The following is an 18,101-nucleotide window of genomic DNA, read 5'->3' as shown; positions in this document are numbered from 1 at the left end:
GATTCCGCTTGCATTGCCCAGCACGACTGTCACCGGACCATTCAGGTCGATGCGCTCGGTCGACCCGGCCTGGATCGTCCTGGATAGCATTGGCGTGTTGTCCGGCTTGCGGATTTCAATCCAGCAATCTTCTTTCGCCTTCAACACCAATAGCTGTTGATCCTGCTGCTGGGCCTGCGCCGAGGCGCTCGTGATGCTTGTTTCAGACAGCCCGGCGTCCTGGCGCGGCGTCATGCTTGCAGCCGGCGCTGGCGCTGGAACGGGCTGGATTGGCGCGGTGACCGCTGCCGGCGACAGCTCAGGCAGCGACGCCTTGGGCACGGCGACTGCACCTGCAGCCGTGGGCGGCGGCACGGTCAATGTCGTCGCCGGTGCAAGCACGGCCGATGACACAGAACTTTCCGAACCACTCGGCGCCTTGCTGGCCGTGCTGTCGAGGCGCAATGCCACGCCAGCGGCCAGGGGTTTGAGCCAACCCGACTGGTAGGCGGCAAAAGCCACTGCCAGCGCCAATAGCAGGCCGGCAAACAGCAGCAGCGGCCGCGATGGTCCGCCGCGCTTCATCGGTGCCAGGCGAACCGGGGAAAATGGCGCAGCCGGCAGCGGCCGGCGCAATGCAATCGCATCATCGAGTGGCTTGGTCTCGGTCGCAAGCGCCTGCACCAGCGGCGCGGCGTCCATGCTCAGCAGCTTGGCATAGGCACGGATAAAGCCACGGGTACTGGCCATGCCCGGAAGCGCTGCAAAGTTGTCGGCTTCGATCGCTTCGATTTGGCGTGGCGCGAGGTTCAGGCGGGATGCAACGTGCTCCACGGTCCAGCCGAGCTCCTGACGGCAGGCCGATAGCTGGCGACCGGGAGACCGCGCTGCGTCCGCGCTGGCGGCACTGGCCTCTACCGCGCCGTCTGCCGGGGACTGGGCTTGATCGTTCGAAGCGTCACTCATCAAAAGCTCCGCGCAGGTAGGCTGCATATTCCGGTGAATTGGGGAAACGCCGGCGCAACTGATTGGCCAGGCCGGCTTCGGCCATTTTATCTCCCGAGCGGCGCTCGATCCGGATCGCGGTCCACAGGGAATCGGCGGTCAGGTACGCTGCCGAGATCACCCGGCGCGAATAAAACTGGCCGCGCTGCGGGTCACCGCTCGCCAGGTAAAACTTGGCCAGGTTCAGGTTGACGTCGGGGTTCCCCGGCTCGGCCTGGAAGGCGCGCGCGAGGTATTTTTCGGCTTGCGCCATGTTTTTCATGCGCAGGCTGCACATGCCGGCATTGTTCAATGCCTTGGATGGCGATGCGTATTGCCGGTTAGCCAGGGCTTTTTCAAAATAGGCGATTGATTTGTCCGCCCGCCCGGTCTGGCACAGGAACCAGCCGAAATTGTTGGCCAGGTCGGGATTGTCGGGAGTCAGCTTCATCGCCTGCACGAAGTTTTCTTCGGCCAGGCGGTTTTCCATCATTTCCATGTAGATCAACGCGCGCACGCTGTAGGCGTCCGACAGCGTCGGGTCGATCTGGAGCGCCTGCTTGACTTCGTCCAGGGCGGTCGTCATCTGGCCCTGTTCAAAATAGCCCACGGCGAGCTGCAGGCGGATCTGGGCGCGGCGCTGAATTTCAGTCTGGTCCGAGGAGGTCGGCAAGTCGTCTTTCGGTGCGGAACTGGTGCTGGCGCATGCGCCCAGCAAGGACAACAAGGCAAGCAGCAAGGCCGCGCGCAGGATCCGGCCCAGCGTAGTGGTGGCCACCATCATGAGCGAATCTCGATGATGCGGCCGAAATCCTGGCCGTATTTCTGCTGGTATCCAGCCATTTTCTGCATCCGTTCCTGGACGCGGGTGCGGTCCTGGACTTCACCGGCGAGTTGTCCGCATGCGGCGTCGATGTCGTCGCCGCGCGTCTTGCGCACGGTGGTGACGATGCCGGCGTCCATCAGGACTTTGGCGAATGACCTGATGCGATGATCGGGAGAGCGCTTCAGGCCGGATTCAGGGAAAGGATTGAACGGAATCAGGTTGAACTTGCACGGAACCGGGTTGCTGCGCGATTGCACCAGCGCGATCAGCTCGCGGGCGTGGCGGTCGCTGTCGTTGACACCGTCGAGCATGCAATATTCGAACGTAATGAAGTCGCGCGGCGCATACGCCAGGTAACGGCGGCATGCCGCCATCAGCTCAGCCAGCGGATACTTGCGGTTCAGCGGCACCAGCTCATCGCGCAGGGCGTCGTTGGAGGCATGCAGCGATACCGCCAGCGCAACCGGGCAATCCAGCCCGAGCTTGTCGATCATCGGCACCACGCCACTGGTCGACAGTGTCACGCGCCGGCGCGACAGGCCGTAGGCGTTATCGTCCAGCATCAGTTGCAGCGACTTGACGGTCGGCTCGTAATTCAGCAGCGGCTCGCCCATCCCCATCATCACGACATTGGTGATCTGGCGCTCGCCCTTGGGACCGGCAACGATGCCTTTGCTCTTGCGCAGAGCGAATTCCGCCATCCATAGCTGGCCGATGATTTCACCGGTCGTCAGGTTGCGGCTGAAACCTTGCTTGCCGGTGGAGCAGAAGCGGCAATTGACCGCGCACCCGGCCTGGGTCGAGATGCACAGCGTGCCACGGTTTTCTTCGGGAATGAATACCGTTTCGACAGCATTTCCATTGCCCACGTCGATCAGCCACTTGCGCGTGCCATCGGTCGACGTATGGTCGCTCAGCACGGGCAACTGCGGCAGGACGGCGCGGGTCTGCAACTTTTCGCGCAGCGACTTCGCCAGGTCAGTCATTTCGGCGAAGTCGCTCGCTCCGTACTGATGGATCCAACGCTGCAACTGCTTGGCGCGAAACGGCTTCTCGCCGAGCTCGCCGCAAAAGGCGACGAGCTCGGCGGGATCGAGGTCAAGCAGGTTGGTCAGGACGTTGGTCATCAATTTACGCAGGAGCGGCGAATAAGGGCACTAGACTACCGGGAATAGACGTTCAGCGCCGGGAAGAAATAGCTGATCTCGACTTGTGCTGTTTCCGCAGCATCGGAACCATGCACGGCGTTGGCGTCGATGGAGTCGGCGAAATCGGCACGGATGGTGCCCTTTTCTGCTTTCTTCGGATCAGTCGCGCCCATCAGGTCGCGATTTTTGGCAATTGCGCCCTCGCCTTCGAGTGCCTGCACCATCACCGGGCCGGAAATCATGAAGTCGACCAGGTCCTTGAAGAAGGGACGTGCGCTGTGAACCGCGTAAAAACCTTCCGCTTCGGCGCGCGACAATTGCATCATGCGGGCGGCGATGATTTTCAGGCCTGCGCCTTCAAAACGGGTATAGATCTGTCCGATCACGTTTTTCGCGACTGCATCGGGCTTGATAATCGATAGGGTGCGTTCGATTGCCATCTGTAAAAACTCCAATAAAAATAAAGGTTTAGGGCGATATCTTGATATTTCAAGGAACCTTGGATTTTAGCATGAAACACCCCATATAGCTGTCATGGTGCAGTGCAAGAAGCCGTGGCGCCTCACTTGCGTTGTCACTGATGCGTGCTATTCTTGTCCCGCCATTTCCCCCTTGATGAGGAGAGTCTCAATATGGAGCAGAATCTGCAACAAACCTACACCGGTGCCGGTGAGTCGCTGCTGGCGCGGCACCGCGTACTGCGCAACACCTACTTGCTGCTGGCGCTGTCGATGATTCCCACCGTGCTGGGAGCATGGACCGGCCTGCAGGTGAATTTTTCATTTTTCGCCGGCAGTCCGTTCATCGGCTTCATGGTTTTTTTGGCGATAGCGTTCGGTTTTTTCTACGCAATTGAAAAAACCAAGAATTCCGGCCTGGGCGTGGTCGTCCTGCTCGGATTCACGTTCTTCATGGGCCTGATGCTGTCGCGGCTGCTCGGTCACATTCTCGGCTTCCAGAACGGCACATCGCTGATCATGACGGCTTTTGGCGGCACGGCCACGATCTTCGCCGTGATGGCCAGCGTGGCGACGGTGTCCAAGCGCGACTTCAGCGGCATGGGCAAATGGCTGTTCGCCGGCATGCTGATCATCCTGCTGGCGATGGTGGCAAACATATTCCTGCAACTGCCCGCCTTGCAGATGACGATTTCAGTCATCGCGATCGCGATTTTTTCAGCCTACATCCTGTATGACGTGCAGCGGGTGCTCAATGGCGGCGAGACCAACTATATCTCGGCGACACTGGCCATCTACCTGGACTTGTACAATGTGTTCGTACACTTGCTGTCCTTGCTCGGCATCATGGGCGGTGAGCGGGACTGACCCCCGGACATCACGAGAAGCCGGCCTCTGGGCCGGCTTTTTTTTCGCGCCAGGGAAGCAGCACACAGTCCGGGCAAGGGATTGCAGCAGATCCGCGCGTGGGCTTGCCTTGCCGCCCGTTGCGGCAACCGGATCGGCCCGAACCGAAGTCCCCACACTGGCATCGCCAGGAATTTGCAGGAGTCATGCATGAACCAGACAAACGGCGTCGTGAACTGTTCTGCCTACAAGAACGGCGTCAAGATCGGCGATATCCAGCTGGACGATATCAGTGATGTGCTCCAGCAAAAGGACGTCTTCGTCTGGGTCGGCCTGTTTGAACCGGGCGATGCGCTGCTCAGGAAATTACAGGTGGAGTTCGGCTTGCACGAGCTGGCAATCGAAGATGCGCACAAAGCCCATCAACGTCCGAAGATCGAGGAATACGGCGAAACCTTGTTCCTGGTGCTGCAAACCGCCACGCTGGAAAACGCCACGATCGCGTTTGGCGAGACCCACATCTTCCTCGGAAAAAACTTCCTGCTGACAGTGCGGCATGGCGCTTCCGCCAGTTTCGCGAAAGTGCGCGAACGGGCCGAATCCATGCCGGAGAGACTGGCAAGGGGCCCCGGATTTGCCCTGTATGCGCTGATCGACTTTGTGGTCGACCAGTACCAACCCTGCATGGACCATCTGCAGTCCCAGTTCCGCTCCCTGGAGGAACGGTTGTTCAGCCCGGCATCGGACGAGGATGCGCTGCAAAACTTCTACCGACTGAAGAACGAACTATTGGCGCTGCAGGCGGCGGCAGTGCCGCTGATTGAAATTTGCACCCAGCTATTGCGCTTCCACGAAGACATCATTCCACGCGAGAGCCGCGTCTACTTCCGCGATATCCTCGATCACGTGAGCCGGGTCACCCAGGCCGCCGACCGCATGCGCGAGATGATCAATGCCGCGATGCAAGTCGCACTCGCGCAAGTCACGATCCGGCAGAACGAGGTGGTCAAGCGACTGGCGGGCTGGGGCGCGATGGTCGCCGTGCCGACCATGGTATTTAGCCTGTATGGCATGAATTTCCGGCATATGCCCGAGCTGCAATGGGAATGGTCCTATCCGGTCGTGATGGCAATCATCGCCGGCGCCAGCATCGTGCTGTACCGGCGGCTCAAGCGTGCAGGCTGGCTCTAGCTGCGTTTTACGTCAGCGATACCCGCGTGTGCTAATCAACCAGATCGAACAGTGCAATCGATTCCACATGCGCCGTGTGCGGAAACATGTTGATCACCCCGGCCTGCCGCAGCACATAACCTGCCTCGCGCACCAGGGTGCCGGCGTCGCGCGCCAGGGTGGACGGGCTGCATGACACATAGACGATGCGTTGCGGACGCAGTTCCGGCCGCAATTGCTTCAATGCGGCCAGCGCCTCGCAGACGGCGACTGCGCCGTCCCTGGGCGGATCGATCAGGAAGCGGTCAAATTTACCGAGGTCGATCAGGTCCTGGGCCGTCAACTCGAACAAATTGCGGGTCTGGAATTCGACCCGGTCCGACAAGCCGTTGTGGCGGGCGTTTTCTGTTGCGCGATTGGTCAGCGAGGCACTGCCCTCGATACCGACCACTTGCCGCGACCTGGTCGCCAATGGCAGGGTGAAATTGCCGAGCCCGCAAAACAGGTCGGCGATCCGCTCGTGCGGCTGCGGATCGAGCATGCGCAGCGCCTTGGCCACCAGCACCCGGTTGATCTGGTGATTGACCTGGGTGAAATCGGTTGGCTTGAACGGCATCTCGATGCCGAATTCCGGCAGCAGGTAATGCAGCGTCGATAGCGCCGGATAGAACGCGAACGCCGTATCCGGACCGCCCGGCTGCAGCCACCACTGGATCTGGTGCAGGTCGGCGAAAGCGACCAGCTTTTGTTCGTCGTCAGGCGTCAGCGGCGCCATGTTGCGCAGCACGAACACGGTGACGCGCCGCCCTTCCGACTCACCGACCGCCAGTTCGATCTGCGGGAATTTCTCCGGCTGCGACAGCGTGCTGATCAGCACGCGCAGCGCCGGCAGCAGCGCCGACACATTGCGCGGCACGACCTCGCAGGACAGCATGTCGGTGATGTAGCCGGATTTCTTTTCATGGAACCCGACCAGGATGCCGCCCTTCTTCGCCACCAGGCGAATCGACAGCCGGGCGCGGTAACGATATTCCCAGCTCGGCCCCTGTATCGGCCGCAGCACCATTTCAGGGCGTACCCGGCCGATATGGGCCAGGTTGTCCTCCAGCACGCGCTGCTTGGCCGCGACTTGCGCCGACGGCTCGATATGCTGCATCGCGCAGCCGCCGCATACACCGAAATACGGACATTTCGGCTTCACGCGCAATGCGGATTCCCGGTGCAGCGCAGTCATGCGGGCCGCTTCCCACTTGGACTTGCGGCGGAACGACAGGAAGGACACGGTCTCGCCCGGCAAGGCGCCTTCGACGAAGATCACCTTGCCGGGCGAACCGTCTTCGTTGGTCAGGTGGCCAACGCCGCGGGCTTCCATGTCCAGCGACTCAATCTTGATAATCGGATCAGGCATCAACACGCTGCCGGCCTCGCAAGGCGCGGACTAAAAAAAGGGTGGGAAGAAAAACGCCGGCCGGCACTTCAGGGCTGGGGCCAGGCGTCAAGATAGATTTTCCAGTGCCCGCCGTCGAGCTTGGCCAGGGACTCGCGCACCAGGCTCATTTCCTGCGCATAGGCGGCGGGGGTCAATTCTCCGCGCATCAGGCGAAAGCGGCAATGCATCAGGTAGGTATTGACGACATCGGTTTCACAGTAGTCACGGATATCGCCAAGCCGTCCCTGCTGGTAATAGCTCCACACCTGGGAGCCGTCGACACCCTGCTTGCCGGGAAAGCCGCACAGCTTGGCCAGGTCATCCAGCGGCGCGTTCGCGCGTCCGGTATGCAGTGCCAGCACATCCATCAGGTCAAGATGCCGCGAGTGATAACGGCTCAGGTAATTGTTCCACTTGAACTCGCGGTCGTCATTGCCCGACTCCCAGTAACGCGAAGCCGTGACGCCGTGGATCAGGGCCCGGTAATGCAGTACCGGCAGGTCGAAGCCGCCGCCATTCCACGACACCAGTTGCGGCGTGTACTTGTCGACCACGCGGAAAAAGTCCTGTACCAGGCGCGCTTCGCCATCATCTGGCGTGCCCAGCGAACGCACGCGAAATCCATCGTCGTCGCGAAACACGCAGGAAATGGCGGCGATCCGGTGCAGGTGATGGGCCAGGAAATCCGAACCGTTCTTGGCGCGCCGCGCGGCGAATGCCATCTCGGCCACGTCGGCGTCCGAGGTTTCGGGCGCTACTCCATTCAATACGCGCAGTCCGGCCACGTCAGGAATGGTCTCTATGTCGAACACCAGGATGGGAGTCACAGCAATGCGTCCTTGTTCACGCCGCGCGCCGTCAATGTCCGCTTGAGCTTGACCAGCGCTTCTTGTTGTATTTGACGGATCCGCTCACGGGTGACGCCCATTTCAGCGGCCAGCTCTTCCAGCGTCGCCGGATCGTCATTATCGAGCCCGAAACGGCGGGCGATGACGATGCGCTGCTTGTCAGGCAGCTTTTGCAACCAGTCGCGCACCAGCACATGGGTTTCCTGCTGCTCGGCGCGCGCATCGGGATTGTCGTCGCTGCGGCCGGGCAGCAAATCGATCAGGCTGGCCTGCGGATCGTTGTCCAGCGGCGCATCCAGCGATGCCGCATGCTCCGACAGCGCCAAGATGTCCTGTACGTCCTCGATCGGACGATCGACAAGATGGGCAATATCCTCGGCCGTCGCATCGCGCCCATCGTGGTGCTGCGATTCGAGGTGGTATTTGGCGCGCAGGACCTGGTTCAGTTCACGCACCATGTGCACCGGCAGGCGCACCGTGCGCGCCTGGTTCATGATGGCGCGCTCGATGCTTTGCCGGATCCACCATGTGGCATAAGTCGAGAAACGAAATCCGCGCTCCGGCTCGAACTTGTCGATTGCGCGCATCAGTCCCAGGTTGCCTTCCTCGATCAGGTCCAGCAATACCACGCCACGGTTGATGTAATGCTTGGCGATCGACACGACCAGGCGCAGGTTGTGCTCGATCATTTTCTGCCTGGCGTTGAAGTCGCCCGCCTTGGCCAGCGTGGCATGGTGCACTTCTTCGGCAACAGTCAGTAAAGGGCGCAGGCCGATCTGGTTCAGGTAGTGTTGCGTCGTATCGGTGGCCAGCTCCGCCGCCAGCACGCGCTTGACTTCATCGACAGTGTCAACCACGGTTGCGGCTTCGCCCGCGTCCAGAGCGCTGGCGTCGCCTGCCGGCGCGCCGTCGAGATCAGCCAATCCTTCGGGATCAGGTTCCTCGTCGGGTTCGTCGTCGGCTGATCGGTTCATCGTGATTTAGCGATTCGGCAAGTATTTTGTCGGGTCTACCGGTTTGCCTTGCTGCCGGATCTCGAAATGCAATTTGACCCTATCGGTATCGGAATTGCCCATTTCGGCAATCTTCTGCCCCCGGCTCACGGTTTGACCTTCCTTGACCAGGATGGTTTTGTTGTGGGCGTATGCGGACAGATAGGTATTGGTGTGCTTGACGATCACGAGGTTGCCGTAGCCGCGCATGCTGCCCGCGTACAGCACCGCGCCGCTACCGGCAGCCAGCACGGGCTGACCGAGCGTGCCGGCGATATCGATGCCTTTTTTGGCCTGGTCGAAAACCGAGACGACACGGCCCTCGGTCGGCCAGATCAGCTCGGGCGCATCATCGGCAGTGGCAGCCTGCTCGGCCGGCCTGGCGCCGGGTTTGGCCGCCTCCGGCCTGCTTGCGGCAGCAACGGGTGCGCCATCGGGCTTCTGCATTTCTGCCAGGGTCGCGTCGGAATACGCACGCTTGTCGCCACGCGGGAGTGACTTGGACGGCGTGGCCGCAGTTGCCGCGGGTCCTTGTCCGAGCGGCCGCACCTCGACTCCCGAGTTGACTGCCACCGCGCCGGTCTGCGCGCCGGCAGCGACCGGGGCGTCCGGCGGCAGTACGCGCAGCACCTGGTCCACCTTGATATCGTTCGCACTGGCGAGCTTGTTCCACGTCACCAGGTCGCGCCAGTTCTGGCTGAATTCTTGCGCAATGCGCAGCAAGGTGTCGCCGCGTTTGACCGTGTAATAGGCGGCGCGCTGCGAGGGCGCCGCCTGGGCCGGCTGGCTGGCCGCGGCAGCTTGCGCCGGCGGGCGTTGCCTCGATGCGTCGGACGTGCGGGATTGCCCCTGCGCCCGGTCGACCACCGGAGCGGATGATTTAGTGGTCGTGCATGCGGCGCTCAGGAACAACAGGGCGACCGCAACCAGCAGGCTGGATGATGAGTTTCTCATTGCTGAATTGTTTCGTGCGCATGGATCGCGCGTTCGGGCAGTATCAGGACGTCAGGCAGTACCGGGGCGAAGGGGTACAAAATGGCAATCCTCCAGCGTCGCCGTGGACCAGTCAAATTTGCTCTTGCGTTCGATCAGTTGCAGCACCTGATGACGCCCGCCGACCGGCGCCACCAGCCGCCCACCAATGCGCAGTTGCTCCAGCAGCGCCGTGGGCACTTCAAGGCCCGCAGCCGCCAGGATGATCCCGTCGAAGGGGGCAACTTGCGCAAGGCCAAGCATACCATCTCCAAATTGCAAGCGGATATTGGCAATGCGCAGCGGCCGCAGGTTGGTCTTGGCCAGTTCGTGCAGCGGCCGGATCCGCTCGATCGAATAAACCTCGGTGGCCAGCAACGACAACACCGCAGCCTGGTAACCGCAGCCGGTTCCGATCTCGAGGACCCGGTCGAGCTTACCGCCCCAACCATTGTCGCGCATGACCTCGATCATGCGGGCGACGATATAGGGCTGCGAGATGGTCTGGTGATGGCCAATCGGTAAGGACGCATCGATATAGGCCTGGCTGACCAGCGCCGGCTCGATGAACAGGTGGCGCGGCACGGCCTGCATTGCCGCCAGCACCTTGGTATCACGAATGCCTTGCTGCGCAAGTCGTTCGACCATCGCCCGCCTGATGCCGTCCGACACCACCGGCGCCTGGCGATCCGCCTGGAATACCGGCACCGGGCTTGCACGCTTGACGCCTGCGGTTCCTGCATTGCCGAGGACAGGGCCCGTCACCGGCCCACGCTGAGACCGTTCGCCGCCATCCGATGCATGATTGCCGGCGGCGTTCCGGGTCGCCGTTTGCGGGGTGCGCGCCCGTCCGCCCGCCGGTTCCGCCGGCGTCTTGCGGGAGCCGCGGTCAGAGAGCTCCGCAAGCGACAGGGGGAAACGCTTGCCCTCCTTGTTCATCCAAGCACGCTGCGCAATTGCGCGAGCTGCGCAGTGTGCGTGATGTCGATCTGCAGCGGTGTAATGGAGACAAATCCTTCGCTGACCGCGTGAAAATCTGTCCCTGATGCGTCGTCCTTCGCCCGTCCGGGCGGTCCGATCCAGAAAACCTCGTTGCCATGCGGATCGGCACTGCGAATCACGGGTTCGGATTGATGGCGGCGGCCCAGGCGGGTCGCCTTCCAGCCAAGGATCGCCTCATAGGGAATGCTCGGGATGTTCACGTTCAGCAGGAATGGCGTGCCAAGGGCGTCGAGCCGACGCTCGACCACTTCCCTGGCCACACGAGCGGCGGCGTCAAGGTTGGCCCAGCCATGCTGGGACTGCGAGAAGGCAATTGCCGGTATACCGAACAGGAAGCCTTCGGTGGCAGCCGCGACGGTGCCGGAATAGAGCGTGTCGTCACCCATGTTCTGGCCCTGGTTGATGCCGGACACGATCAGGTCGGGCCGCTCGGTCAGCAATCCGGTCAGCGCGATATGGACGCAGTCCGACGGCGTGCCATTGACCGAGTACACCCCGCCCGGCGTGCGATAGACACGCAGCGGCCGGTCCAGCGTCAGTGAATTGGAGGAGCCGGAGCGATTGCTCTCGGGCGCCACCACGGTGATATCGGCAATCGGAGCGAGTGCATTGGCCAGCGCTTCAATGCCGGGGGCTAAGTAGCCATCGTCATTACTGATCAGTATTTTCATGGCAAAGATTCTAACCGATGCACAGTCCGGTTCCGCGTCCCTTGCAATGAATTCCGGCATAATCAGCCGATCAGGCCGGTGGTTCGTTTTTCCCGTGCATTGTCAACGCCCGCGTTGCCGACACGCAGGCATGCACCCGACGCCCGCCAAAATCAAAAAAAACAAGGAGCAGAACATGAAAGCCGTCGTATGCAAGCAATGGGGACCACCCGACAGCCTGGTGATCGAAGACTTGCCGGACCTGCTGCCTGGCGAGGGCCAAGTCACGATCGAGGTCCATGCCGCCGGCGTGAATTTCCCGGATGTATTGATCATCCAGAACAAATACCAGTCCAAGCCGGCGCTACCGTTCACACCGGGCAACGAGCTGGCCGGCGTGGTCAGCGCAGTCGGCGCCGGCGTCACGCAGTACAAGGTCGGCGACCGCGTGATTGCCTTTATCGGCCACGGTGCATTCGCACAACAGGCCTGCGTCCCGGTAGAGTCCATGATGCCGATGCCGGCCGGCATGGACTTCGATATCGCAGCTGCGATCACGCTGACCTACGGCACATCCCATCATGCGGTGGTGGACCGTGCGCAACTGCAGCCGGGCGAGACCCTGCTGGTGCTGGGCGCAGCCGGCGGCGTCGGACTGGCGGCGATTGAAATCGGCAAGGCGCTTGGCGCGCGTGTCATCGCCGCTGCCTCCTCCGACGAAAAACTGGCGGTGTGCCGCGAGCATGGAGCGGATGCAACGATCAATTACAGCACCCAGGATTTGCGCGAAGCAATCAAGGCCGCAACGGATGGACGCGGGCCGGATGTCATTTTCGATCCGGTCGGCGGCATCTATGCAGAGCCCGCCTTCCGCTCGATTGCCTGGCGCGGCCGCTACCTGGTGGTCGGATTTGCCAATGGCGAGATTCCCCGGCTGCCGCTTAACTTGCCCTTGCTGAAGGGAGCGTCATTGGTCGGCGTATTCTGGGGCGAGTTCGCCAAACGCGAACCCCGGGCAAACGCCAGGTCCATGCAGCAAATGCTGGGCTGGCTGGCCGAAGGCAAGATCCGGCCGCACATTTCTGCCCGCTACAAGCTGGCAGATACGGCGCGCGCACTGGAAGACATGGCCGCCCGCAAGGTTACCGGCAAGCTGGTCATCCTACCGCGCTAGCACCCTCGACCGGGGCAGTGAGATCCTGCTCCTGGTCAGGTCCTGGAACAGGCGCTGCGTCGGGCGGGGCGTCGAGCCCGGCCGGCGCGGCAAAGAATTCGATTACCGTGGGCAGTTCGCGCGTCCGGCGAAATGGCGGCAAGCTCTGCCAGATCCGTCGCCCATAGGGTTTGGATACCAGCCGCGGGTCGCAGATCATCAGCACGCCACGGTCCTTGTAGTCGCGGATCAGCCTGCCGGCGCCCTGCTTCAAGGCGATGATCGCTTCGGGCAACTGGTGGTGCATGAATCCGTTCAATCCGCGGCTTTCCATCGCCGCAATACGCGCTGCCAGTACCGGATCATCGGGCGGCGCGAACGGCAGCTTGTCGATCACGACCACGGAGAGCGCTTCGCCCCTGACATCGACCCCTTCCCAGAAACTCTGGCTGCCAACCAGCACCGCATTGCCAGCGGCACGGAAGCGGTCCAGCAATTCGGTGCGGCCGGCGTCGCCCTGCACCAATAACGGGTAAGTGAGCTTGCGCTTGTCGAATTCCTCGCGCAGCCGCTCGCCCGCCTTTTTTACTGCGCGCAATGTGGTGCACAGCAGGAACGCGCGACCACCGGCGGCCATGATCACGGGCAGCGCGGCATCGACCACTTCATCGGTATATTGCGGCGAATTCGGTTGCGGCATGTCCTTGGGCACGTACAACAGCGCTTGCTGTTCGTAATCGAAGGGGCTTGGCCAACTGCGGGCGAGCTCGCCGGACAAGCCCATTTGCGCCGCATAGTGCTGAAAGTCATTTTTTACGGCCAGCGTGGCCGAGGTGAATATCCACGCACGCGACGCACCCTCGCGCTGCTTGCTGAAAATTGGCGCAACCGACAGGGGCGTCTGGTGCAATTGCAACGATGACGCGTAAGCTTCAATCCACTGCACCCGCTCGTTGTCGCCCTCCCCCGTCGTCTTGCTGCTGCCGGGGTCGGGATTCCAGTTGGCCAGTTGCGCGCCGAGCGCAGCCGCGCGGGCGCGGCACAGTTCGATCGTCTCGCCCCGCTGCGCCTGCGCCGACAAGATCGCCATCATGCCGTCGAGCTCTTTCTTGAGCAGGTCGAGCGCCGGGAAAAACGGGCTGGAAGGCGCGATCTGGTGCGCCGCCAGCCGCACCGAGTCCTGCGGGAAAGTCAGGCGCAGGTCGCGCGCGGCGCGTTCGACTGGCGCCACGACTTTCGGCCAGTCCGCGCCATCGCGTGCATGGAGCAAGCCCTCGGCCAGCGCATCGCGGCACAGTTCCAGGATGTGCGATGTGGAAACCGTCTCGCCGAAAAACAGCGTGGCCGTATCGGGCAACTGGTGCGCTTCATCGAAGATCACGGTGTTGGCCGAGGGCAGCAATTCCGCCACCCCGGTATCCTTGAGCGCCACATCGGCAAAAAACAGATGATGGTTGACCACCACCACATCGGCCTGCTGCGCCTCCTTGCGGGCCTTCATCACGAAGCAGTCCTGGTAATAGTGGCATTCCGCGCCCAGGCAACTTTCACGGGTCGAGGTCACCAGGTTCCAGATCAGCGCATTTTCGGGCACACGGGCCAATTCCGCCTTGTCGCCGCTACTGGTGGTTTTGACGAAGCGCGCGATTTCGCGCAGATAACCGACATCCTCGCGCGAAGTCAGGCGTCCGTTTTCCAGCGTGCGCTCAAGGTGGAAATGACAGGCGTAATTGGCCCGTCCCTTGAGCAAGGCCACCGTCACCGGCACATTCAGTGCTTTGCGTACCGTTGGGATGTCGCGCAGGTAAAGCTGGTCCTGCAAGTTCTTGGTGCCGGTAGATATGATGGTCTTGCCGCCCCAGAGCAATGCGGGCACCAGGTAGGCGAAGGTCTTGCCGGTGCCGGTACCGGCTTCGGCGATCAGCGTCGAGGCTTGCGTGATGGCGTGCGCAATCGCCCGGGCCATCTCGGTCTGGGAATCGCGGCTGCGGTAGCCTGGTACTGCGCTGGCAAGCGGACCGACATCGCCGAACAGACGCAGAAGCTCGGTGTCATGTTGTCCGGCTTCGTTGACCAAGCCGGTTTCCGCGTGTTTGCCGGAGGCGGAATCAGTCACTGTTGCAATCCTGGAAGTTTCACTTCAAGCCGGCACATCCGGTACCAGCTGCATCTTCAGCAGGGTAATGTAGTCCTTCAACTGCAGCTTGCGCTTTTTCATTCGGCGGATCTGCAATCCTTCTTGCGCCTGCGACTCGATCAGTGCCTGGATTGCCATGTCGAGGTCCCGATGTTCTACTTCGAGTTCGACGATGCGACGCCGGATTTCGGCGGGTGTGGACGAGGAGTGGCTCATGTCATGTAATTCAGCGTATCCGGTGCCTGCGCAAAAACAACACTATTGCCGCACAGGTAATGGTTCGCAGAGCAAAGCCCCTACAAAAGAGTTGCTGGCCGGGGAAGAGAGATGGAGCGCGTGTAATAATTTGGCGAAATGTTGCAAACAGCCGGAATTTTAATCCACGCATCACTTATGAGCCAGTACAAGATAGAAGCAGCCACAGGACAGCATATCGGCGACCGCAAGGAGCAGCAGGACCGGGTCGCGCTGTTTGCCGCACCAAAAGCACCCGGCTACATGATGGCGGTGCTGGCCGATGGTATGGGCGGGCTGACCGGCGGCACGATTGCTGCCGAGCAGGTGATCCACACGGCGCGCCAGGCTTTCGATCATTTTTCGCCGCTGACGGATACCGTGGAAGGCATGCTCGATTCCATCGCCCGCGATGCGCATACCATCATCAACCTGTCGGGCATCTCATCGGAAAAACAGCCGCACAGCACCATGGTTGCGCTGGTCCTGACGCCACAGCGGCAAGCGGTCTGGGCGCATGTCGGCGATTCGCGGCTGTATCGCTTCGACGGACCGAACTTCGCCGAGCGCACCGTGGATCACTCCTTCGTCGAGCGGATGGTGAAAGAAGGCAAGCTGACACGGGAACAGGCGCGCAACCACCGCTTGTCCAACCTGCTCTCCAATGTGCTTGGCCCGACCACGGCAAAACTCGATATCACGATGGGGCGGCACGACGGCCTCAAGCCCGGGGACAGCTTCCTGTTGTGCAGCGATGGCTTGTGGGCTTACTTTGAAGACAATGAGCTCGGCGCCGCACTGGCGGCAAGGTCCGCCCGCGAAGCATCTGAAATGCTGGTGAAAAAAACCCGTGAGCGCTCCGAAGGTGTCAAAGCCGACAATTGCACGTTGGCGGTCGTCAAGCTGGTCGCCGTGGAAGCGCCCAAGAAGACTTACACGGCCGAGAAAGTACGGCGCGCGGTCTGAGGCGCCTTGCTTGTGGCCTGCACCTGGCGACAGGCCGCTGGCCCGGCCTGCTTACTGTGGCGCCGGCAGCGGCGTGCGCTCCCGCAAGCGCGGCTCTGATTTCAGGCGCTGCGCCTCGGTGTCCGGAACGGCGGCGGCAGGTGGCGGCGCCTGACGCTGGCGCTCTTCGCTGGCGAGCCGTTTGCGCTCGATGGCCGCTTCACGCGCCTTGACTTCCCCCTCCCGCTCGCGGGTATCACGCTCGTCCTCCATGCGTCGCTGCGCCAGGGCCTGGTCGCGGCGATCGGCACGGTCTTTCCTGAGCCAGGACTTTGCGCCGACCTCGATCGAGCGCAATGCCGACAAGGTGGCGCGGCGACGGCTGGTTGCGGCGTCCAGGCAAGCCGTGGTCAGGAACTTGCGATAACAGGCGCGCTTTTCGGCCCGGTAGTCTTCTTCGGCACGGACAGCGTCGGCAGCCGCCTTGTCGATGGCGCGGATGGCTTCGTCAGCGGATTGATAGGCGACAAGCGCAGGCTTGTCGGCTTGCGCATGGCCCGGCGGCGCGATGCCCGCCAACAGGAGCGCCGCCAGCGCAACCATCTGCAGGAATCGGGGTGGGGACAGTATCTGGCGAGCGGTGCGCATGTTGCCTTTGTTACGAGATGGATTGCGCCACGTCACGGCGCTCGCTTTCCATGTACTCGCGCGATTGCATTTCAATGATGCGCGATACGGTACGGTGGAATTCATTGGCCAGCATCCCTTGCGTGTAAAGCTGCTCGGGCGGCGCCGCTGCCGACATCAGCAGCTTGACCTTGTGATCGTACAGTACGTCGATCAGCCAGGTAAAGCGGCGCGCTTCGGACGACATCCCCGCTGACATGGCCGGCGTGTCGGACAGGATCACCGTATGGAAACGGCTGGCGATTTCCAGGTAATCGTTCTGTGAACGCGGCCCGCCGCACAAGGTGGCAAAGTCGAACCAGATGACGCCGCCAGCGCGGCGCAGGCAGCGGATTTCCCGCGACTCGATCCGGATCCGCGGATCTTCTTCCGCCGTATCGGCCAGCGCGACGAATGCGTCGCGCAGCGCTGAATCGGACGCCTGCCCCAGCGGCGTGTGGTAAGCCGATACCTGCTCCAGCGAACGCTTGCGGTAATCGACCCCTGCATCGACATTGAGCACATCCAGGCGCGCATTGAGCAAGGCAATTGCCGGCAGCATGCGGTCGCGATGCAAGCCATTCGGATACAAGTCGTCCGGCGCGTAGTTCGAGGTCAGCACGAAGCTCACGCCGTTGTCGAACAGCGCCTTGAACAGGTTATACAGAATCATCGCATCCGCGATATCGGACACATGGAATTCATCAAAGCAAATCAGGCGGTACCTGCGGGCAATCCGGCGCGCGACTTCATCGAGCGGATCGGCTACGCCCTTCAGGTCGTCGAGCTCGCGGTGCACGCTGCGCATGAATTCGTGGAAGTGCACGCGGGTCTTGCGCACCACCGGCACGACCAGGTAAAAACTATCCATCAGGAATGACTTGCCGCGGCCGACGCCGCCCCACAAGTAGATTCCACGCGGCACTTCGGGCCGGCTGATCAGCCGCCGCAGCGTGCCCTTGCGCCGCGATTTATAGGCGACCCAGTCTTCGTAGGCCTGCTGCAAGCGTTCTACAGCACGCAACTGCGCCTCGTCGCTTTGATAGCCGCGGGCCTGCAATGATTGCGCGTAATACTCCCTGACGTCGAGTTTTTCCAAACTAGTCCCTGTGGCGGCTGGCAGCCGCTCTTTGCCTTATGCCCCGCCGGCAAACCCCTTTCGCCGGCACATTGCCAGCCCGCTCCGGCATGCCGCCCCGGCCGTGCTGCAAGCGCACTTGCTACGCGCTCATTGAGGATTGATTTCGACCACGATGCGCGGCGGATAGCCACCCACTGTCGAGCCGGCGCCGCCGATCGGAATATTGAAGCCGAAGCCGACACCGACATTGCCGCTGCCACCGCCAATGCCCACGCCGACATTCGGATTGCCAGCCACACCATAAGGCGAGGGCCGGTACAGTACTTCGGAGCTGCGGTATCCGCGCTTGTCGCAGACCACCCGCAGGTCGCCGGCCGGCGCACCGACTTGCACCAGCGCCGGCGGCGTCACCTCCCAGCGTCCGGCGGCGGTGCTGACCACACAGCGCACGTCGGCCACCGGTTGCCCTGCGCTGACTGCATGGATCTCGATGTTGCCGCGATCAGCCCGGCTGGCGCCGTCGCTGGCACAAGCCGCCAGCAGCAGCACGCACAGCACTACGGGTAAACGATGCATCAGCT

Annotated in this window: 19 protein-coding genes; 4 read left to right on the top strand and 15 right to left on the bottom strand. The window is 62.0% G+C overall.

From position 1 onward, the window contains the following. The 4 genes from Q7T64_RS16515 to ndk all read right to left on the bottom strand — a co-directional run. Window positions 1–945 (bottom strand): helix-turn-helix domain-containing protein (locus Q7T64_RS16515; RefSeq protein ID WP_304797952.1); only part of this gene is annotated, 945 nt, incomplete at its 3' end. Further along, the gene (gene pilW / locus Q7T64_RS16510) at window positions 938–1,744 is read right to left on the bottom strand and encodes a type IV pilus biogenesis/stability protein PilW (RefSeq protein ID WP_304797951.1); all 807 of its coding nucleotides are present in this window, start codon (window positions 1,742–1,744) and stop codon (window positions 938–940) included. The genes pilW and Q7T64_RS16515, both read right to left, overlap by 8 nt. After that, on the bottom strand, window positions 1,744–2,916 hold the full coding sequence (gene rlmN, locus Q7T64_RS16505) for a 23S rRNA (adenine(2503)-C(2))-methyltransferase RlmN (RefSeq protein WP_304797949.1): 1,173 nt from the start codon (window positions 2,914–2,916) through the stop codon (window positions 1,744–1,746). The genes pilW and rlmN overlap by 1 nt, the downstream gene beginning before the upstream one ends. Window positions 2,917–2,951: 35 nt before the next feature. Then, window positions 2,952–3,377, bottom strand: a complete 426-nt coding sequence (ndk, locus tag Q7T64_RS16500; protein WP_304797947.1) for a nucleoside-diphosphate kinase — start codon at window positions 3,375–3,377, stop codon at window positions 2,952–2,954. A gap of 192 nt (window positions 3,378–3,569) precedes the next feature. Here ndk and Q7T64_RS16495 point away from each other — a divergent pair, with 192 nt between their 5' ends. Together Q7T64_RS16495 and corA are read left to right on the top strand one after the other, a co-directional pair. Then, window positions 3,570–4,262 carry a Bax inhibitor-1/YccA family protein gene (locus Q7T64_RS16495; RefSeq protein ID WP_304797945.1) on the top strand — a complete coding sequence of 231 codons (693 nt, stop codon included), beginning with the start codon at window positions 3,570–3,572 and terminating at the stop codon, window positions 4,260–4,262. 189 nt (window positions 4,263–4,451) lie between these two features. Further along, on the top strand, window positions 4,452–5,432 hold the full coding sequence (gene corA, locus Q7T64_RS16490; RefSeq protein ID WP_304797943.1) for a magnesium/cobalt transporter CorA: 981 nt from the start codon (window positions 4,452–4,454) through the stop codon (window positions 5,430–5,432). Window positions 5,433–5,463: 31 nt separating this feature from the next. On the opposite strand, the gene rlmD is transcribed toward corA, so the two are convergent. The 6 genes from rlmD to surE all read right to left on the bottom strand — a co-directional run bounded on the left by rlmD (window position 5,464) and on the right by surE (window position 11,325). After that, window positions 5,464–6,819 carry a 23S rRNA (uracil(1939)-C(5))-methyltransferase RlmD gene (gene rlmD / locus Q7T64_RS16485; RefSeq protein ID WP_304797941.1) on the bottom strand — a complete coding sequence of 452 codons (1,356 nt, stop codon included), beginning with the start codon at window positions 6,817–6,819 and terminating at the stop codon, window positions 5,464–5,466. Window positions 6,820–6,887: 68 nt separating this feature from the next. Then, on the bottom strand, window positions 6,888–7,667 hold the full coding sequence (locus Q7T64_RS16480; protein ID WP_304797939.1) for a 3'-5' exonuclease: 780 nt from the start codon (window positions 7,665–7,667) through the stop codon (window positions 6,888–6,890). Continuing rightward, window positions 7,664–8,662 carry an RNA polymerase sigma factor RpoS gene (gene rpoS, locus Q7T64_RS16475; RefSeq protein ID WP_304797937.1) on the bottom strand — a complete coding sequence of 333 codons (999 nt, stop codon included), beginning with the start codon at window positions 8,660–8,662 and terminating at the stop codon, window positions 7,664–7,666. The genes Q7T64_RS16480 and rpoS overlap by 4 nt, the downstream gene beginning before the upstream one ends. Before the next feature lie 6 nt (window positions 8,663–8,668). After that, a complete protein-coding gene (locus Q7T64_RS16470; protein WP_304797935.1) occupies window positions 8,669–9,634 on the bottom strand; it encodes a peptidoglycan DD-metalloendopeptidase family protein in 966 nt (321 codons plus the stop codon). A 51-nt stretch (window positions 9,635–9,685) separates the two neighbouring features. Further along, the gene (locus Q7T64_RS16465; RefSeq protein WP_304797933.1) at window positions 9,686–10,591 is read right to left on the bottom strand and encodes a protein-L-isoaspartate(D-aspartate) O-methyltransferase; all 906 of its coding nucleotides are present in this window, start codon (window positions 10,589–10,591) and stop codon (window positions 9,686–9,688) included. Beyond that, window positions 10,588–11,325 (bottom strand): 5'/3'-nucleotidase SurE, encoded by a 738-nt coding sequence (gene surE, locus Q7T64_RS16460; RefSeq protein ID WP_304797930.1) that lies wholly within the window; start codon window positions 11,323–11,325, stop codon window positions 10,588–10,590. Before surE ends, Q7T64_RS16465 begins: the two co-directional genes overlap by 4 nt. 175 nt (window positions 11,326–11,500) lie before the next feature. Here surE and Q7T64_RS16455 point away from each other — a divergent pair, with 175 nt between their 5' ends. Continuing rightward, window positions 11,501–12,478, top strand: coding sequence for an NADPH:quinone oxidoreductase family protein (locus tag Q7T64_RS16455; protein WP_304797928.1), 978 nt, complete (start codon window positions 11,501–11,503; stop codon window positions 12,476–12,478). On the opposite strand, the gene Q7T64_RS16450 is transcribed toward Q7T64_RS16455, so the two are convergent. Both Q7T64_RS16450 and Q7T64_RS16445 read right to left on the bottom strand, forming a co-directional pair. Continuing rightward, a complete protein-coding gene (locus Q7T64_RS16450; protein ID WP_304797954.1) occupies window positions 12,462–14,423 on the bottom strand; it encodes an ATP-dependent DNA helicase in 1,962 nt (653 codons plus the stop codon). The genes Q7T64_RS16455 and Q7T64_RS16450 overlap by 17 nt on opposite strands. 174 nt (window positions 14,424–14,597) lie before the next feature. Further along, complete coding sequence (locus Q7T64_RS16445; RefSeq protein WP_304797926.1) at window positions 14,598–14,810, bottom strand: YdcH family protein; 213 nt, start codon at window positions 14,808–14,810, stop codon at window positions 14,598–14,600. Window positions 14,811–14,987: 177 nt separating this feature from the next. On the opposite strand from Q7T64_RS16445, the gene Q7T64_RS16440 reads away from it, so the two are divergent. After that, complete coding sequence (locus Q7T64_RS16440; RefSeq protein WP_304797923.1) at window positions 14,988–15,794, top strand: PP2C family serine/threonine-protein phosphatase; 807 nt, start codon at window positions 14,988–14,990, stop codon at window positions 15,792–15,794. Window positions 15,795–15,845: 51 nt separating this feature from the next. On the opposite strand, the gene Q7T64_RS16435 is transcribed toward Q7T64_RS16440, so the two are convergent. The 3 genes from Q7T64_RS16435 to Q7T64_RS16425 form a co-directional block, all read right to left on the bottom strand. Beyond that, entirely contained in the window at window positions 15,846–16,421 is a 576-nt protein-coding gene (locus Q7T64_RS16435; protein WP_304797921.1) for a hypothetical protein, read from the bottom strand. A gap of 10 nt (window positions 16,422–16,431) precedes the next feature. Continuing rightward, window positions 16,432–17,538 (bottom strand): cell division protein ZapE, encoded by a 1,107-nt coding sequence (zapE, locus tag Q7T64_RS16430; RefSeq protein ID WP_304797919.1) that lies wholly within the window; start codon window positions 17,536–17,538, stop codon window positions 16,432–16,434. A gap of 129 nt (window positions 17,539–17,667) precedes the next feature. Continuing rightward, window positions 17,668–18,096: a hypothetical protein gene (locus Q7T64_RS16425; protein ID WP_304797916.1), complete on the bottom strand. Its 429-nt coding sequence runs from the start codon at window positions 18,094–18,096 to the stop codon at window positions 17,668–17,670. Window positions 18,097–18,101 lie beyond the last annotated feature (5 nt).

Origin of the sequence: Lacisediminimonas sp., assembly GCF_030645335.1 — a bacterium.
Taxonomy (GTDB): Bacteria; Pseudomonadota; Gammaproteobacteria; order Burkholderiales; family Burkholderiaceae_D; genus Lacisediminimonas.
This window is presented reverse-complemented; position numbering and strand designations above follow the sequence as displayed.

Bases quoted from the DNA above. Each gene is read 5' to 3' on its own strand.
- Q7T64_RS16470 (WP_304797935.1), bottom strand. From the start codon at position 9,634: ATGAGAAACTCATCATCCAGCCTGCTGGTTGCGGTCGCCCTGTTGTTC.
- rpoS (WP_304797937.1), bottom strand. From the start codon at position 8,662: ATGAACCGATCAGCCGACGACGAACCCGACGAGGAACCTGATCCCGAA.
- corA (WP_304797943.1), top strand. From the start codon at position 4,452: ATGAACCAGACAAACGGCGTCGTGAACTGTTCTGCCTACAAGAACGGC.
- Q7T64_RS16465 (WP_304797933.1), bottom strand. From the start codon at position 10,591: ATGAACAAGGAGGGCAAGCGTTTCCCCCTGTCGCTTGCGGAGCTCTCT.
- Q7T64_RS16455 (WP_304797928.1), top strand. From the start codon at position 11,501: ATGAAAGCCGTCGTATGCAAGCAATGGGGACCACCCGACAGCCTGGTG.
- surE (WP_304797930.1), bottom strand. From the start codon at position 11,325: ATGAAAATACTGATCAGTAATGACGATGGCTACTTAGCCCCCGGCATT.
- rlmN (WP_304797949.1), bottom strand. From the start codon at position 2,916: ATGACCAACGTCCTGACCAACCTGCTTGACCTCGATCCCGCCGAGCTC.
- Q7T64_RS16495 (WP_304797945.1), top strand. From the start codon at position 3,570: ATGGAGCAGAATCTGCAACAAACCTACACCGGTGCCGGTGAGTCGCTG.
- ndk (WP_304797947.1), bottom strand. From the start codon at position 3,377: ATGGCAATCGAACGCACCCTATCGATTATCAAGCCCGATGCAGTCGCG.
- Q7T64_RS16450 (WP_304797954.1), bottom strand. From the start codon at position 14,423: ATGGCCCGGGCGATTGCGCACGCCATCACGCAAGCCTCGACGCTGATC.
- rlmD (WP_304797941.1), bottom strand. From the start codon at position 6,819: ATGCCTGATCCGATTATCAAGATTGAGTCGCTGGACATGGAAGCCCGC.
- pilW (WP_304797951.1), bottom strand. From the start codon at position 1,744: ATGGTGGCCACCACTACGCTGGGCCGGATCCTGCGCGCGGCCTTGCTG.
- Q7T64_RS16440 (WP_304797923.1), top strand. From the start codon at position 14,988: ATGAGCCAGTACAAGATAGAAGCAGCCACAGGACAGCATATCGGCGAC.
- Q7T64_RS16445 (WP_304797926.1), bottom strand. From the start codon at position 14,810: ATGAGCCACTCCTCGTCCACACCCGCCGAAATCCGGCGTCGCATCGTC.
- Q7T64_RS16435 (WP_304797921.1), bottom strand. From the start codon at position 16,421: ATGCGCACCGCTCGCCAGATACTGTCCCCACCCCGATTCCTGCAGATG.
- Q7T64_RS16425 (WP_304797916.1), bottom strand. From the start codon at position 18,096: ATGCATCGTTTACCCGTAGTGCTGTGCGTGCTGCTGCTGGCGGCTTGT.